Source organism: Pseudomonas sp. XK-1 (assembly GCF_038069885.1).
GTDB lineage: Bacteria > Pseudomonadota > Gammaproteobacteria > Pseudomonadales > Pseudomonadaceae > Aquipseudomonas.
The window spans coordinates 37,624-52,938 of sequence record NZ_JBBPES010000009.1 but is presented as its reverse complement, the minus strand read 5'-3'; the positions used below and the strand labels follow the sequence as shown (position 1 = coordinate 52,938).

General features: G+C 63.3%; 15 protein-coding genes. 12 read left to right on the top strand and 3 right to left on the bottom strand.

Annotated elements, in window-relative coordinates; all coding sequences use genetic code 11:
* Positions 1 to 391: 391 nt before the first annotated feature.
* The 4 genes from WMW70_RS20515 (at position 392) to WMW70_RS20500 (ending at position 3,648) form a co-directional block, all read left to right on the top strand.
* Positions 392 to 1,039: a c-type cytochrome gene (locus tag WMW70_RS20515; RefSeq protein WP_341439319.1), complete on the top strand. Its 648-nt coding sequence runs from the start codon at positions 392 to 394 to the stop codon at positions 1,037 to 1,039.
* Positions 1,036 to 1,953, top strand: coding sequence for a c-type cytochrome (locus WMW70_RS20510; RefSeq protein ID WP_341439318.1), 918 nt, complete (start codon positions 1,036 to 1,038; stop codon positions 1,951 to 1,953). The genes WMW70_RS20515 and WMW70_RS20510 overlap by 4 nt, the downstream gene beginning before the upstream one ends.
* A 295-nt stretch (positions 1,954 to 2,248) precedes the next feature.
* Positions 2,249 to 2,662 carry an alternative ribosome rescue aminoacyl-tRNA hydrolase ArfB gene (gene arfB, locus WMW70_RS20505; RefSeq protein ID WP_341439317.1) on the top strand — a complete coding sequence of 138 codons (414 nt, stop codon included), beginning with the start codon at positions 2,249 to 2,251 and terminating at the stop codon, positions 2,660 to 2,662.
* Between the two features lie 95 nt (positions 2,663 to 2,757).
* Positions 2,758 to 3,648 carry a LysR substrate-binding domain-containing protein gene (locus WMW70_RS20500; RefSeq protein ID WP_341439316.1) on the top strand — a complete coding sequence of 297 codons (891 nt, stop codon included), beginning with the start codon at positions 2,758 to 2,760 and terminating at the stop codon, positions 3,646 to 3,648.
* Positions 3,649 to 3,794: 146 nt separating this feature from the next.
* Here the strand turns inward: WMW70_RS20500 and WMW70_RS20495 are convergent, their stop codons facing one another.
* Entirely contained in the window at positions 3,795 to 4,424 is a 630-nt protein-coding gene (locus WMW70_RS20495; RefSeq protein WP_341439315.1) for a cation diffusion facilitator family transporter, read from the bottom strand.
* A 63-nt stretch (positions 4,425 to 4,487) separates the two neighbouring features.
* Between WMW70_RS20495 and WMW70_RS20490 the strand changes: the two genes are divergently transcribed.
* Positions 4,488 to 4,922, top strand: coding sequence for a MerR family DNA-binding protein (locus WMW70_RS20490; protein ID WP_341439314.1), 435 nt, complete (start codon positions 4,488 to 4,490; stop codon positions 4,920 to 4,922).
* 7 nt (positions 4,923 to 4,929) lie between these two features.
* Here WMW70_RS20490 and WMW70_RS20485 read toward each other — a convergent pair whose 3' ends face one another.
* Both WMW70_RS20485 and gap read right to left on the bottom strand, forming a co-directional pair.
* Entirely contained in the window at positions 4,930 to 5,394 is a 465-nt protein-coding gene (locus WMW70_RS20485; protein WP_341439313.1) for a methylglyoxal synthase, read from the bottom strand.
* A gap of 257 nt (positions 5,395 to 5,651) precedes the next feature.
* Complete coding sequence (gene gap, locus WMW70_RS20480; protein WP_341439312.1) at positions 5,652 to 6,653, bottom strand: type I glyceraldehyde-3-phosphate dehydrogenase; 1,002 nt, start codon at positions 6,651 to 6,653, stop codon at positions 5,652 to 5,654.
* 135 nt (positions 6,654 to 6,788) lie between these two features.
* Between gap and edd the strand changes: the two genes are divergently transcribed.
* The 7 genes from edd (at position 6,789) to WMW70_RS20445 (ending at position 15,309) form a co-directional block, all read left to right on the top strand.
* A complete protein-coding gene (edd, locus tag WMW70_RS20475) occupies positions 6,789 to 8,615 on the top strand; it encodes a phosphogluconate dehydratase (protein ID WP_341439311.1) in 1,827 nt (608 codons plus the stop codon).
* Positions 8,612 to 9,586, top strand: a complete 975-nt coding sequence (locus tag WMW70_RS20470) for a glucokinase (RefSeq protein WP_341439310.1) — start codon at positions 8,612 to 8,614, stop codon at positions 9,584 to 9,586. The genes edd and WMW70_RS20470 overlap by 4 nt, the downstream gene beginning before the upstream one ends.
* 171 nt (positions 9,587 to 9,757) lie before the next feature.
* Positions 9,758 to 10,486 carry a response regulator transcription factor gene (locus WMW70_RS20465; protein WP_341439309.1) on the top strand — a complete coding sequence of 243 codons (729 nt, stop codon included), beginning with the start codon at positions 9,758 to 9,760 and terminating at the stop codon, positions 10,484 to 10,486.
* A gap of 19 nt (positions 10,487 to 10,505) precedes the next feature.
* On the top strand, positions 10,506 to 11,933 hold the full coding sequence (locus tag WMW70_RS20460; protein WP_341439434.1) for an ATP-binding protein: 1,428 nt from the start codon (positions 10,506 to 10,508) through the stop codon (positions 11,931 to 11,933).
* 154 nt (positions 11,934 to 12,087) lie between these two features.
* Entirely contained in the window at positions 12,088 to 13,341 is a 1,254-nt protein-coding gene (locus tag WMW70_RS20455) for an ABC transporter substrate-binding protein (protein ID WP_341439308.1), read from the top strand.
* A gap of 233 nt (positions 13,342 to 13,574) precedes the next feature.
* Entirely contained in the window at positions 13,575 to 14,483 is a 909-nt protein-coding gene (locus tag WMW70_RS20450) for a carbohydrate ABC transporter permease (protein ID WP_341439307.1), read from the top strand.
* Positions 14,476 to 15,309, top strand: coding sequence for a carbohydrate ABC transporter permease (locus WMW70_RS20445; RefSeq protein WP_341439306.1), 834 nt, complete (start codon positions 14,476 to 14,478; stop codon positions 15,307 to 15,309). The genes WMW70_RS20450 and WMW70_RS20445 overlap by 8 nt, the downstream gene beginning before the upstream one ends.
* Positions 15,310 to 15,315: the final 6 nt, after the last annotated feature.

Here is a 15,315-nt window from a genome sequence, read left to right as displayed (position 1 = left end):
CGAGCGCTTATTTCGTCGTCAACGCTGACGATGCGACCTGATGCTTATCGATCTACTGGTATTGACGGGACCGGCGGCCCGTAGGATGGACTTCTCACAAGGCGTGCCTGGCCGAAGCAGCCCCACTGCAGTCGGCTAAAGAAGATAAATCCGAAAATTGTCTTCAAATGACAGGCATGAAGCGCAAGCTGGTGTCGATTGTTAGCAATTAGGCTAAGGTCAATACACCGTTCAAGACGAACCTGTCACTGCTGGCTGAAATGGAGGTTCAACAACAGCAAGGTGTTCCTCGTCCTGCTTCGCTGAATCAGGCTTTGGGGACTGTCCGCGAATCGTCAAACCACCACCAGGCGGCCCTGCGCCGTTATCGAGCACGTGATGTGGAGGCTTCATGAACGACTTTTGCTGGCCCCTTGCCGGGCTTCTGTTAGCAGTAAGCGTATCCACCCAGGCCGCTGATCCACTCGCGGTCTATGGCAAGGGCGGCACCAACCCTGCCGCGATGGCATGTACCAGCTGCCATGGCACCGAGGGTGAAGGGCTGGCCGCCGCCGGGTTCCCACGGCTGGCCGGCCTGTCCGCCGTCTACCTGAAAAAGCAGCTGGCCGATTTTGCCTCCGCTGAGCGCGTCAACCCGATCATGCAGCCTATTGCTGCGGCCCTGAGCGCCGAGGAAGCGGACGCTGTCACGGCGATGCTCGCCAGCAAACCGCAACCGCCAGTCGAACGGATCAGTCGCGCCGCCTTGGCTGAGGAGCCGGGTGCCGTGCTGGCATTGCGCGGTGCCTGGGAGCGCAATATTCCTGAGTGTGTGGCCTGCCACGGCCCCAGCGGTGTGGGGGTTGGCGACACCTTTCCGCCACTTGTGGGGCAATCCGCGCAATACCTGTCTGCGCAGTTACTCGCTTGGCAGCAAGGGACTCGCAAGAATGATCCGAACGATCTGATGGGGCATATCGCCCGCAGCCTTAGCCAAGACGAGATCAAAGCCGTTTCGGCGTACTTCGCCAATCTGACCGAAGCAGGAGCTGGCCAATGAACGCTTGCACAAGCAGCTTGTTGCTGATCGCACTTGCCCTGCCCGCTCATGCCGCCGACATCGCGATGAAGGATCAGTCGTTACTCTCCGCCCAAGCAGCGGCACCAGCCAGCAGCCATTACTTCCAGCCGCCGAAGGAAAGCCAACTGCCTGATAACGCCTTCGGCAAGCTGGTACAGGAAGGCCGCGCCCTCTTTGTCGACACCAAAAAGTACGCGCCGGACTATGTCGGGAACGGCCTGGCGTGCGCTAACTGCCACCTTGACCAGGGCCGCAAAGCCAACTCCGCCCCGCTGTGGGCGGCGTACACCATGTACCCGGCGTACCGGAAGAAGAACGACAAGGTGAACACCTACGCCGAGCGCTTGCAGGGCTGCTTTCAGTTCAGCATGAATGGCAAGGCTCCGGACGCGAACGGCCCGGTCATCGCAGCGCTCTCGGCTTATTCCTATTGGCTGGCAACCGGCGCACCCACCGGTCAGGAACTGCCAGGCCGAGCCTATCCGGAAGTGCCGCCACCTGAGGGCGGGTTCGACCTGGCAAAGGGCGCGCAGGTGTATACCGCCCAATGTGCGCTGTGTCATGGCCCGAACGGTGAAGGGCAAAAGGCCGGCGAGGATTATGTATTGCCACCACTGTGGGGCGCGGACTCGTTTAATTGGGGCGCGGGGATGCATCGGATCAACACCGCTGCCGCATTCATCAAGGAAAACATGCCGTTGGGCAAAGGCACGAGCTTGTCGAATGAGGATGCCTGGCATGTGGCAGCATTTATGAACAGTCACGAACGCCCGCAGGACCCGCGCTTGATCGACGGTTCGATCGAAAAAACTCGCGACAAGTACCACGCCAATGACGGGGTGAATCTATACGGTAAAACCGTTAACGGGCAGTTGCTGGGCAAAGGCCTCTAACGACGTTACCTGGCTATTGCAGAGAGGGGCAATGAGGTGCCTTTTTACGGATGGCCGAACATCGCTAGGGGATCGCTTCGGGTGGCGGTGTGCAGTTGAGAAACCCGCGTAGGCGGGGGCTGTGGTCCAGCGCAAAGCAGCCAATTGATTCTCATACCGCTTGGGCTTCCACATTGGGCGAGCACTGCCATTCGGGTTACAGAACTGCCTCTTTCCATATGCCAAGCCAAATCCGCTATTTGATAAGACGGGCGAGTTATCCTGTGCCCCATCGCTACTCTTGGTTCCTCATAGCATGCTGATCATTTCCAACAGCGTTCACATCCCGGATGCTGAAATCGAGCTGACCGCCATCCGCGCCCAGGGCGCGGGCGGGCAGAACGTCAACAAGGTGTCCAGTGCGATCCATCTGCGCTTCGACATCCAGGCTTCCAGCTTGCCGCCGTTCTACAAGGAGCGCTTGCTGACGCTGCGCGACAGCCGTATCACCGCCGAAGGCGTGGTGGTGATCAAGGCCCAGCAGTACCGCACCCAGGAGCAGAACCGCGCCGATGCGCTGGAACGCCTGGCCGAGCTGATTCGCAGCGCGGCTAAAACCGAAAAAGCCCGCCGCCCGACCAAGCCGACCCTGGGCTCGAAGAAGCGCCGCCTGGAAGGCAAGAGCATTCGCGGCACGATCAAGGCAGGGCGCGGCAAGGTGGATTTCTGAGTGCCGCATAGGGGCCGCCCGAGGTAGCGTGTTTCCGGCAGATTAATGCGGATAAATACGATTTACCGGACGGGATATTTGACTAATATGCACGAATGAAAACGACCCTGGATGAACTACAGGCCTTTGTTCGTGTGGTGGACAGCGGCTCGATCAGTGCCGCCGCCGAGCAGCTGACGCAGACTGCCTCAGGCGTCAGTCGCGCCCTCAGCCGGCTGGAAGACAAGCTCGATGTCACCCTGCTGCGCCGCACCACACGCCGCCTGGAGCTGACCGAGGAGGGCCAGGCCTTTCTCGCCCAGGCGCGCAAGATTCTCGATGCGGTGGAGGATGCCGAGGAGCAGATGAAGCTGCGCCGGCAGAAGCCCGCCGGGCGTTTGCGGGTCAATGCTGCCGCGCCCTTTATGCTGCATGCCGTGGTGCCATTGATCGCAGGCTTTCGCGCGCAGTATCCGGATATCCAGCTGGAACTGCACAGCAGCGACCAGATCATCGACCTGCTCGAACAGCGCACCGATGTGGCCATCCGCATCGGCCCGCTGCGCGACTCGACCCTGCATGCGCGGCCGCTGGGCAGCAGCTGCCTGCGCGTGCTTGCCAGCCCGGCCTATCTCAAAACCCATGGCACGCCGCAAAGTGTCGAGGAGCTGAGCCGTCACAGCCTGCTCGGCTTTACCCAACCCGACAGCCTCAACCAGTGGCCGCTGCGCTATGCCCTTGGTGACGCCTACAGCATCACCCCGCGCCTTGGCGCGTCCAGCGGCGAAACCCTGCGCCAGTTGGCCCTGGCCGGTGCCGGAATCGTCTGCCTGGCGGATTTTATGACCCGCGCCGACCGCGCCAACGGTGAGCTGGTGCAGGTTCTGCTGGCGTATACGGTCGAGGTGCGCCAGCCGATCCATGCGGTGTACTACCGCAATACCGCGCTGGCTTCGCGCATCACCTGCTTTCTCGACTACCTCGCCGGCCAGTTGCTTGAGGCCTAGCAGGCCGTTGAAAACCGTAGGCGAGGCAGGCAAGACAAGGCAAAAACGGCCGAGGAAGCGGAGTTTACTGGCTGTAAATGAGCATTCCGAGGCCGTTTTTAACGCAGTATTGCCAACGCAGGTAGTTTTTCAGCGGCCTGCTAGCTTCAGGCCGCGGCTTCCTCGGCCAACTCCTGGCGTGCATGGCGCATCACCTGATAGGACGAGGTGACCGCCAGACCGGCCATGATGCTGGCCACCAGCAGGTCCGGCCAGGCGCTGCCTGTGCCGAACACGCCGAGGGCGGCCAGCAGCACGGCGATATTGCCCAGGGCGTCGTTGCGCGAACACAGCCAGACGCTGCGCATATTGCTGTCGCCCTCGCGGTAGGCGTAGAGCAGGGCGGCCACGCCGACATTGACCAGCAAGGCCAGGGTGGCGACCACGCCCATGGTGGGCGCGTCGGGTACCTGGCCGCTGAACAGGTGCCAGATCGCCGCGATCAGCACACCGACGCCGAACACCAGCATGGACAGAGCTTTGAACAGCGAGGCCCTGGCGCGCAGGGTCAGGCTCATGCCCAGCACCCACAGGCTGATGCCGTAGTTGGCGGCGTCGCCGAGAAAGTCCAGCGAGTCCGCCAATAGCGATACCGAGCCGGCGCGCATGCCGGCGACGATTTCCACGCCGAACATGCCCAGGTTGAGCACCAGGGCGGCCCAGAGAATCTTGCGGTAGCGTGTGCTGGTGCGGGTGGTGTCGCAGTTCGATGTGCTGCTGCAGCAATTGACGCCCATTAGGCTTCTCCTGAAAAGGTATGAGCGCTACGCTAAACCCAGTAGTCACTACGGAGTCAAGCCATGGGCAAGCCGCTGACCATCAGTGGGTTGAGCCGCGAGAGCGGGGTCAACCTGGAAACCATTCGTTTCTACGAGCGCAGCGAACTGCTGCCGAAGCCCAAGCGCAGCGCCTCGGGTTATCGCCATTACCAGGACGCCGATATCCGCCGGCTGCGCTTTATCCGTCGCGGCCGCGAGCTGGGCTTCAGCCTGGAGGAGATTCGCACCTTGCTCGGCCTGGCCGCCCAACCCCACAGCCCCTGCGCGCAAGCCGACCAGTTGGTGCAGGAGCATTTGCAGACCATCGATGCGCGGATTCGCGATCTGCAGAAGATGAAAGCCGAGCTCAGCAAGCTCGCCGGCTGCACCAGCGCCGAGGCTGAACATTGTCGGCTGCTGGAGGCGTTGGACAGCCGTGACTGTTGTCTCGACAACGAGACGCGAGAGGGCGGCTAGTGGGCTGTTATTGGCGGTTATCCAGGTAGGTCTGGTAATCCGGCACCCGGTAGTTGTGAGCCAGGTCCAGCAGCGCGCTGCCGAGCATATAGTCGGCGCTGCTCTCGTTGCAGGCCACGGGGATATTCCACACCGCAGCGACGCGCAGCAGGGCCTTGATATCCGGGTCGTGGGGCTGCTGCTCGAAGGGGTCCCAGAAGAACACCAGCATATCCACCCGCTGTTCGGCGATACGCGCGCCCAGTTGCTGGTCGCCACCGAGCGGCCCGCTGATCATGCATTCGATCGGCAAGCCAAGGCGACGACCGAGCAATAGGCCGGTGGTGCCGGTGGCCAGCAGATGATGACGTGCCAGCTTGTCGCGCTGGCGCTCACTCCAGTCGAGCAGGAATTCCTTGCAATGGTCGTGGGCCACCAGGGCAATGCGCTTGCGCTCGGGCAGGGTGGCGGTGGTAAAGCTGATACGCGGCATGGCGATTTCCTGGTCTGCTTGGCGAAGGATTAAAGGGTGTGTGCCTTGCGTTGGGCTTCGCGGGCTCATCGCCAACCTACGGATGCGGCACCTTCTGGCATTAACGGGGGGGCGGTTGCGTAGCCCGGATGCAATCCGGGAAGGCGATTTACGCTGTCAGGACGCATTGTAGGAGCGGGCCATGCCCGCGATCCGCGCTAGCGCGGCCATGGATCTCGGCGTCTCCGACGCTCCTACGGGGGCGCAGCGACGGATCTTCACGCCGCTTTGCATAGCGCCAGGCAGGTATCGAGCATGCGATTGGAGAAGCCCCATTCGTTGTCGTACCAGGCCATGACTTTCACCAGTCGGCCGCTGACCTTGGTGTGGTTGGCGTCGAAGATCGACGACAGCGGATTGTGGTTGAAGTCGCAGGACACCAGCGGCAGGTTGTTGTAGCCCAGCACCGGCGAGGTGCGGCTGGCGCTCAGCAGCAGCTGGTTGATTTCCTCGGCGCTGGTGTCGCGCTTGACCTGCAGGGTCAGGTCGACTAGCGACACGTTGATCACCGGCACGCGCACGGCCATGCCGGTCAGTTTGCCGGCCAGTTCCGGCAGCACCAGGCCCACCGCTTCGGCGGCACCGGTCTGGGTCGGGATCATCGACTGGGTGGCCGAGCGGGCGCGGTAGGGGTCGCTGTGGTAGACGTCGGAGAGGTTCTGGTCGTTGGTGTAGGCGTGGATGGTGGTCATCAGGCCGTGTTCGATGCCCAGCTCGCGCTGCAGTACCTGGGCTACCGGGGCCAGGCAGTTGGTGGTGCAGGAGGCGTTGGAGATGATCTGCATGGAGGAACGCAGGATGTCGTGATTGACGCCATAGACGATGGTGGCGTCGGCCCCCTTGGCCGGTGCCGAGATGATCACCCTGCGCGCGCCGGCGGCGAGGTGGGCGGCGGCCTTGCTGCGTTCGGTAAACAGCCCGGTGCACTCGAAGACCACATCGACCCCGAGTGCCTGCCAGGGCAGGTCGGCCGGGTTGCGAATGGCGCTCACGGCGATGCGGTCGCCGTTGACCGTGAGGCTTTCGCCATCGCTTTCCACGTTGCCGTCGAAAATCCCGTGCACGCTGTCGTACTTGAGTAGATGGGCATTGATCGCGCTGTCGCCCAGGTCATTGATGGCGACCACCTGCAGCTGTTGGCGGTAGTCTTGGCAGTGGAGGGCGCGAAGCACATTGCGGCCGATACGGCCGAAGCCGTTGATGGCGATGCGGATAGTCATGGCTGAGGTCCGTTCTTTATTTTGTTGTTGGAATTACAAGATTATTCCCGTAGGGATAGAAATCAAGTGTTTTAAGTGGCAGTATTTTTGTATTAAGTACAAAATATTGCCATCCACCAGCCTGGAGTCAACCACATGCATCCCCGCGTACTTGAGGTAACCGACCGCCTGATCGCCCGCAGCCGCGCCACGCGCGAGCCCTACCTGGCGATGATTCGCGCGGCGGCCAGCGAAGGTCCGCAGCGTGGCAAGCTGCAATGCGCCAATTTCGCCCACGGCGTGGCCGGCTGCGGCAGCGAGGACAAGCAGGCCCTGCGCCTGATGAATGCGGCCAACGTGGCGATTGTTTCTTCTTATAACGACATGCTTTCGGCTCACCAGCCCTATCAGGATTACCCGGAGCAGCTCAAGCAGGCCCTACGCGAAATCGGCTCGGTGGGCCAGTTCGCCGGCGGCGTTCCGGCCATGTGCGATGGCGTGACCCAGGGCGAGCCGGGCATGGAGCTGGGCATCGCCAGCCGCGAAGTGATCGCTATGGCCACCGCAGTGGCGCTGTCGCACAACATGTTCGACGCCGCGCTGTACCTGGGGATCTGCGACAAGATCGTCCCCGGCCTGCTGATGGGTGCCCTGCGTTTCGGGCACCTGCCGAGCCTGTTCGTGCCGGCGGGGCCTATGCCTTCCGGCCTGTCGAACAAGGAAAAGGCCGACGTGCGCCAGCGCTATGCCGAGGGCAAGGCCAGCCGCGACGAGCTGCTGGAGGCCGAGATGGCCGCCTACCACAGCCCCGGCACCTGCACCTTCTACGGCACCGCCAACACCAACCAGCTGTTGATGGAAGTGATGGGTCTGCACCTGCCGGGCGCGTCCTTTATCAACCCCAATACGCCATTGCGCGATGCCCTGAGCCACGAAGCGGCGCAGCAGGTCACCCGTCTGACCAAGCAGAGCGGGCAGTTTATGCCGCTGGGCGAGATCGTCGACGAGCGCTGCCTGGTCAATTCCATCATCGCCCTGAGCGCCACCGGCGGCTCCACCAACCACACCCTGCATATGCCGGCCATCGCCCGCGCTGCGGGCATCCAGCTGACCTGGCAGGACATGGCCGACCTTTCCGCCGTGACGCCGACCCTGGCCCACGTCTATCCCAACGGCAAGGCCGATATCAACCACTTCCAGGCGGCCGGCGGCATGGCTTTCCTGATTCGCCAGCTGCTCGATGCTGGGCTGCTGCACGAAAACGTCAACACCGTGGCCGGCCATGGCCTCTCGCGCTATACCCGCGAGCCTTTCCTTGAGGACGGCAAACTGGTCTGGCGCGACGGCCCGAGCAAGAGCCACGACGAAAGCGTGCTGCGCCCGGTGGCCAATCCCTTCTCCGCCGAGGGCGGTCTGCGCCTGATGCAGGGCAATCTCGGTCGTGGAGTGATGAAGGTCTCCGCCGTGGCCCTGGAGCACCAGCTGGTCGAGGCCCCGGCGTTGGTCTTCGAGGATCAACAGCAGCTGGCCGATGCCTTCAAGGCCGGCGAGCTGGAGCGCGATTTCGTCGCGGTGATGCGCTTTCAGGGCCCGCGCAGCAACGGCATGCCCGAGCTGCACAAGATGACCCCTTTCCTCGGCGTGCTGCAGGACCGCGGCTTCAAGGTGGCGCTGGTCACCGACGGGCGCATGTCCGGTGCCTCGGGCAAGATCCCCGCGGCGATCCATGTCTGCCCCGAGGCATACGGCGGCGGGCCGCTGGCGCGGGTGCGTAACGGCGACATGATTCGTCTCGATGGTCATACCGGCGAACTGTGCGTGCTGCTCAGTGACGCCGAACTGGCCGCGCGTGAGCCTGCGCGCGGTACCCTGGCCAATGCCGTGGGTTGCGGCCGCGAGCTGTTCGCCTTTATGCGTCAGTCCTTCAGCTCGGCGGAGCAGGGTGCCAGTGCCTTCACCACCAGTCTGGAGTCGCTGCAGTGAAGCTGGCCCTGGTCGGTGATATTGGCGGCACCAATGCGCGCTTTGCCCTGTGGCGCAATGAGCAGCTGGAGTCGGTGCGGGTGCTGGCCACCGCCGATTTTCCGGGGCCGGAGGCGGCGATTCAGGCTTATCTGGCCGAGCTGGAGCTACCTCTGGGGGCAGTGGATTCGGTCTGTCTGGCCTGCGCCGGGCCGGTCAGTGGCGACCTGTTTCGCTTTACCAACAACCACTGGCGCATCAGCCGCGCGGCCTTCTGCCGCGAGTTGCAGGTGCGCGAGTTGCTGCTGATCAACGATTTTTCCGCCATGGCCCTGGGCATGACCCGCCTGCGCGATGACGAGCGCGTGCCGGTCTGCCCCGGCACGCCCGAGGGGGAGCGGCCCTGTGTGGTGATCGGCCCGGGCACCGGTCTGGGCGTCGGCACCTTGCTGACCCTGGCCGATGGCAGCTGGCTGGCCTTGCCGGGCGAGGGCGGCCATGTCGACCTGCCGATCGGCAGCCCGCGCGAAGCCGAACTCTGGCAGCAGCTGTATCGCCAGCTCGGCCATGTGCGCGCCGAGGATGTGCTCAGTGGCAGCGGCCTGCTGTTGCTCTACCGCGCCATGTGCGCCCTGGATGGGCATGAGGCGCGCTTGAGTTCTCCGGCAGAAGTCACGGCGGCGGCGCTGGCCGGCGACGCGCTGGCGATGGCGGTGCTGGAGCAGTTCTGCGTCTGGCTCGGCCGCGCCGCCGGCAACAATGTGCTGAGCCTGGGCGCGCGCGGCGGGGTGTATATAGTCGGCGGCGTGGTGCCGCGCTTTGCCGAATTCTTTCTGGCCAGCGGTTTTGCCAAAAGCTTCAGTGACAAAGGCTGCATGAGTGATTACTTTGCCGGCATTCCGGTATGGCTGGTAACCGCCGAATACCCGGGGCTGATGGGCGCGGGTGTGGCCTTGCAGCAAGAGCATTGGCGTAGGATGGGTGGAGCGTAGCGATACCCATCGCTCAGGATTGATGGGTATCGCGGAGCTCCACCCATCCTACGAACCTAGGTATTCCTTGTAGGAGCGGGCCATGCCCGCGATTCGCGGCCATGGGCCGCTCCTACAAATGCTAGCTACATGCCATTTTTGGCGAGTGCATGACAATAAGGACGGCGGACCATGAGCCAGCCCGGTAAATCCATTCTGCTGGTCGACGACGATCAGGAAATTCGCGAACTGCTGCACACTTACCTGAGCCGCGCCGGCTTCCAGGTGCGTACCGTTGGCGATGGTGCGGGCTTTCGCCAGGGCCTGTGCGCCGAGACGGCGGATCTGGTGATTCTCGATGTGATGCTGCCCGACGAGGATGGCTTCAGCCTCTGCCGCTGGGTGCGCGAGCATCAGCGTTTCGCCCAGGTGCCGATCATCATGCTCACCGCCAGTTCCGATGAGACCGACCGGGTGATCGGCCTGGAGCTGGGGGCCGACGACTATCTGGGCAAACCCTTCAGCCCGCGCGAGCTGCTGGCGCGGATCAAGGCGCTGCTGCGCCGTGCGCACTTCACCCAGGAGCGCGGTAACGAGGTGCTGGCCTTCGACGAGTGGCGGCTGGATATGGTCAGCCACCGCTTGTTTCATGCCGATGGCGAGGAGGTGATTCTCTCCGGTGCCGACTTTGCCCTGCTGAAGCTGTTTCTCGACCACCCGCAGCAGATCCTTGACCGCGACACCATCGGCAACGCCACCCGCGGCCGCGAGGTGATGCCGCTGGAGCGTATCGTCGATATGGCGGTCAGCCGCCTGCGCCAGCGCCTGCGCGATACCGAAAAACCGGCGCGTCTGATCCGTACCGTGCGCGGTAGCGGCTATCAGTTGGCGGCGGCGGTTGGCCCCTATGTCGGCGACTAGCCTGCGCAAGTGGTTGCCGGTGCCGCGCTCGCTGCTCGGCCGTATGCTGCTGCTGACCCTGCTGGTAGTGTTGCTGGCCCAGGCGCTGTCCAGTCTGATCTGGGTCTCGCAGTTGCGCGCCAGCCAGGTCGAGGGCCTGCTGACCAGCTCGCGCAGCCTGGCCCAGTCGATGGCCGCCAGTGTCAGCTACTTCCGCTCGCTGCCCCTGGGCTACCGGCCGCTGGTGCTCGACCAGCTGCGCAATATGGGCGGCACACGCTTCTTCGTTTCGCTTAACGACAACCCGCTGGAAATGCGCGTGCTGCCGCAGACACCGCGCAAGCGCGCGGTGCTGGATGCGGTGGATGCGACCCTGCGCGAGCGTCTGGGCAATGATCTGGACCTGCTGGTGCAATTCGTCAGCCCGGAAGACCTGCGCATCTTCAACAACGCCCTGAAACTCGATGAGTTGCCGCGTTCCTGGGCCCATTACGCCCTGAGCCTGGAGCCGCTGAATCCGCCGGTGCTGGTGACGCAGATCCAGATCGCCCCGGGCGAATGGCTGTACCTCGCCTCGCTGATGCCCGAGCCCTATGTCAGCCTGGAACAGCAGGGGCTGCCGGCCCAGCAGCTGTGGTTTATCATCCTCACCAGCAGTTTTCTGCTGCTGTTTATCGGCATTCTGGTGCACTGGCAGAGCCGCCCGCTCAAGCGTCTGGCGGTGGCGGCGCGGGACATGTCCCTGGGCAGCGAAGTGCAGCCTCTGCCGGAGGCGGGCGGCAGCGAGGTGGTGGAAGTCAGCCGGGCCTTCAACGCCATGCGCGAGCGCATCGGCCGCTACCTGCGCGAGCGCAGCCAGCTGTTCAGCGCCATTTCCCATGACCTGCGCACCCCCATCACCCGCCTGCGTCTGCGCGTCGAGCTGCTCGACGACGAGGCCGTGCAGGCCAAGTTCAGCCGCGACCTCGACGAGCTGGAGATGCTGGTCAAGGGCGCGCTGCAGTGCGTCAAGGACACCGATATCCACGAGAATATCGAGCCGGTGGATCTCAACCAGTTGCTCAACTGCGTGATCGAGCCCTACCTGGCCCCCCAGGGCAACGGTCGGGTGACTCTGGATGGTCAGGCGTGCGCGGCCTATCCGGGCAAGCCCCTGGCACTCAAGCGCTGCATCGGCAACCTGGTGGACAACGCGCTGAAATACGGCGAGCGCGCCCATCTGTATATCGAGGACGATGATCAGGCTTTTGTCCTGCATGTCGACGACGAAGGTCCGGGGGTGCCCGAGCAGCGTCTGGAACAGGTGTTCGAGCCGCATTTCCGCCTGGCCGGACAGCAACAGGGCTACGGCCTGGGCCTGGGTATCGCGCGCAATATCGCCCACAGCCACGGTGGCGAGGTAAGCCTGCGCAACCTGCGCGAAGGCGGCCTGCGGGTGACCCTGTGGCTGCCGCGCTTTGTCGAGTGAGATCGCGTGCGGTCCGATGCCTTGCTTATGTAACCATCCCGTGACCTTTGCGCATCCCTTCGTTACCCGCCGGGCAATGACCCTTGGTTAGACTCGATTCCAGCGCAAGCACCAGACTTGCCCGTGAATAACAACAATAAAGGTACTCCTGCTCATGAAAGCGATCTCCCGCCTGGCTACTGCTATCTCCCTCGTCTCCCTGCTGCCGCTGGCTGCCCATGCCGGCGAAGTCGAAGTGCTGCACTGGTGGACTTCCGGTGGCGAAAAGCGCGCCGCCGATACCCTGCAAAAACTGGTCGAAGACAAGGGCCACACCTGGAAGGACTTCGCCGTCGCCGGTGGCGGTGGTGAAGCAGCCATGACCGTACTGAAAACCCGCGCCGTATCCGGCAACCCGCCTGCCGCCGCGCAGATCAAAGGCCCGGACATTCAGGAGTGGGGCGAGCTGGGTCTGCTTGCCGACCTCAATCAGGTCGCCGAACAGAATGGCTGGGACGAGCTGCTGCCACCCCAGGTGATCGAGGTGATGCAGTTCGGCGGCGACTACGTGGCCGTGCCGGTCAATGTGCACCGGGTCAACTGGCTGTGGATCAACCCCGAGGTGTTCGCCAAGGCCGGTGCCACGCCGCCGACCACCCTCGACGAATTCTTCGCCGCCGCGGATAAACTCCAGGCCGCCGGCTTTATGCCCCTGGCCCACGGCGGTCAGCCTTGGCAGGACAGCACCGTGTTCGAAGACCTGGCTCTGGCCGTGCTCGGCCCGGATGACTTCCGCAAGGCCTTCGTCGAGCTGGACGAGTCGGTGTTGACCAGCGCCAAGATGGTCGAAGTATTCGCCGCTCTGCAGAAACTGCGCGGCTATGTCGATGCCAACGCCGCCGGGCGTGACTGGAACAGCGCCACAGCCATGGTGATCAACGGCAAGGCCGGCATGCAGATCATGGGCGACTGGGCCAAGAGCGAGTGGACCGCCGCCGGCAAGATCGCCGGCAAGGACTACCAGTGCCTGCCGTTCCCCGGCACCAAGGGCAGCTTCGCCTACAACATCGACTCCCTGGCCATGTTCAAGCTGAGCAATGCGGAAGATCGCAAGGCCCAGGAAGACCTGGCGCGTACCGTGATGGAGCCGGAGTTTCAGCAGTTCTTCAACCAGAACAAGGGCTCCATCCCGGTGCGTCTGGACCAGGACATGAGCAGCTTCGACGCCTGTGCCCAGCAGTCGATGGCCGACTTCAAGGAAGCCGCCGGCAATGGTGGCCTGCAGCCGAGCCTGGCCCACGGCATGGCCGCCTCCAGCTATGTGCAGGGCGCGGTGTTTGATGTGGTGACCAACTTCTTCAACGACACCAAGGCCGACCCGCAAAAGGCCGCCCAGCAGCTGGCCGCGGCCATCCAGGCCGTGCAGTAAGGCCCGCTCGGCCGCCGGTTCGCCGGCGGCTGTCGTAGGGCGGGGCAACCCGCCAGTTTTAAGCCTTTTCTCCCTGGTACCTGCCCTTTTAGGCAAGCGCCACGGGATCGGCCGTGTCGGTTTTTATGTAGGAGCCAGCTTGCTGGCGATCAGCCGCGCTGACCATGGATCGCCAGCAAGCACTGGGCGTCCCCTGGGTCCTACAGGTGGTGTATCAAGCAATGGAGTTACCCATGAGTTCAACCGCAGTTTTCACCAAGGCCTCGCCGCTGGATGCGCTGCAACGCTGGCTACCCAAGCTGGTGTTGGCACCGAGCATGCTGATCATCATGGTCGGCTTCTACGGCTACATCCTCTGGACCTTTGTCCTGTCGTTTACCAGTTCGCGCTTCATGCCCAGTTACAGTTTCGTCGGCCTGCAGCAGTACGTACGTCTGCTGGAAAACGACCGCTGGTGGGTGGCGAGCAAGAACCTGATGGTCTTCGGCGGCCTGTTTATCGGCATCAGCCTGGTGATCGGCGTGCTGCTGGCGGTGCTGCTGGATCAGCGCATCCGCCGCGAAGGCTTTATCCGCACCATCTTTCTCTATCCCATGGCGCTGTCGATGATCGTTACCGGCACCGCCTGGAAGTGGCTGCTCAACCCGGGCCTGGGTATCGACAAGATGCTCCGTGACTGGGGCTGGGAAGGCTTTCGTTTCGACTGGCTGGTGGACACCGATCGGGTCGTCTACTGCCTGGTGATCGCGGCGGTCTGGCAGGCCTCGGGCTTCGTCATGGCGCTGTTTTTGGCCGGCTTGCGTGGGGTCGATCAGTCGATTATTCGCGCCGCCCAGGTCGACGGGGCCAGCCTGCCGAATATCTACCTGCGTATCGTCCTGCCGAGCCTGGGCCCGGTGTTCTTCAGCTCGCTGATGATCCTCGCCCATATCGCGATCAAGAGCTTCGACCTGGTGGCCTCGATGACTGCCGGTGGCCCCGGCTACGCCTCTGATCTGCCGGCGATGTTTATGTACGCCCACACCTTTACCCGCGGCCAGATGGGCCTTGGTGCCGCCAGTGCGATCCTGATGCTCGGCGCGGTGCTGGCGATCCTGGTGCCCTATCTGTATTCCGAACTGCGAGGCAAACGCCATGACTAAGCCCGCCCTCAGCCTGAGCCGTATGGCCATCTACGCCACCCTGCTGGCGGCCTGTGCGGTCTACCTGATTCCGCTGATCATCATGCTGCTGACCAGCTTCAAGAGCCCGGAAGACATCCGTACCGGCAACCTGCTGTCCTGGCCGGAGATGTTTACCGCCATCGGCTGGCTCAAGGCTTGGGACGGCGTCGGCGGTTACTTCTGGAACTCGGTGAAGATCACCATCCCGGCGGTGCTGATTTCTACCGTGATCGGCGCGCTGAACGGCTATGTGCTGGCCATGTGGCGCTTTCGCGGCTCGCAGCTGTTCTTCGGCCTGCTGCTGTTCGGCTGCTTCCTGCCGTTCCAGGTGGTGCTGCTGCCGGCGTCCTTTACCCTTGGTCATCTCGGCCTGGCCAATACCACCAGCGGCCTGGTGCTGATCCATGTGGTCTACGGCATGGCCTTCACCACGCTGTTCTTCCGCAACTACTACGTGAGCATCCCGGATGCCCTGGTGCGGGCCGCGCGGCTGGATGGGGCGGGTTTCTTCACCATCTTCGGGCGCATCCTGCTGCCGATGTCGATGCCGATCATCATGGTCTGCCTGATCTGGCAGTTCACCCAGATCTGGAACGACTTCCTCTTCGGCGTGGTGTTCGCCAGCGGCGATACCCAGCCGATCACCGTGGCCCTGAACAACCTGGTCAACACCAGCACCGGGGCCAAGGAATACAACGTCGATATGGCCGCGGCAATGATCGCCGGTCTGCCCACGCTGGTGGTGTACATCCTGGCGGGCAAATACTTCCTGCGCGGCCTAACAGCCGGCGCGGTCAAAGGTTAGGAGAAC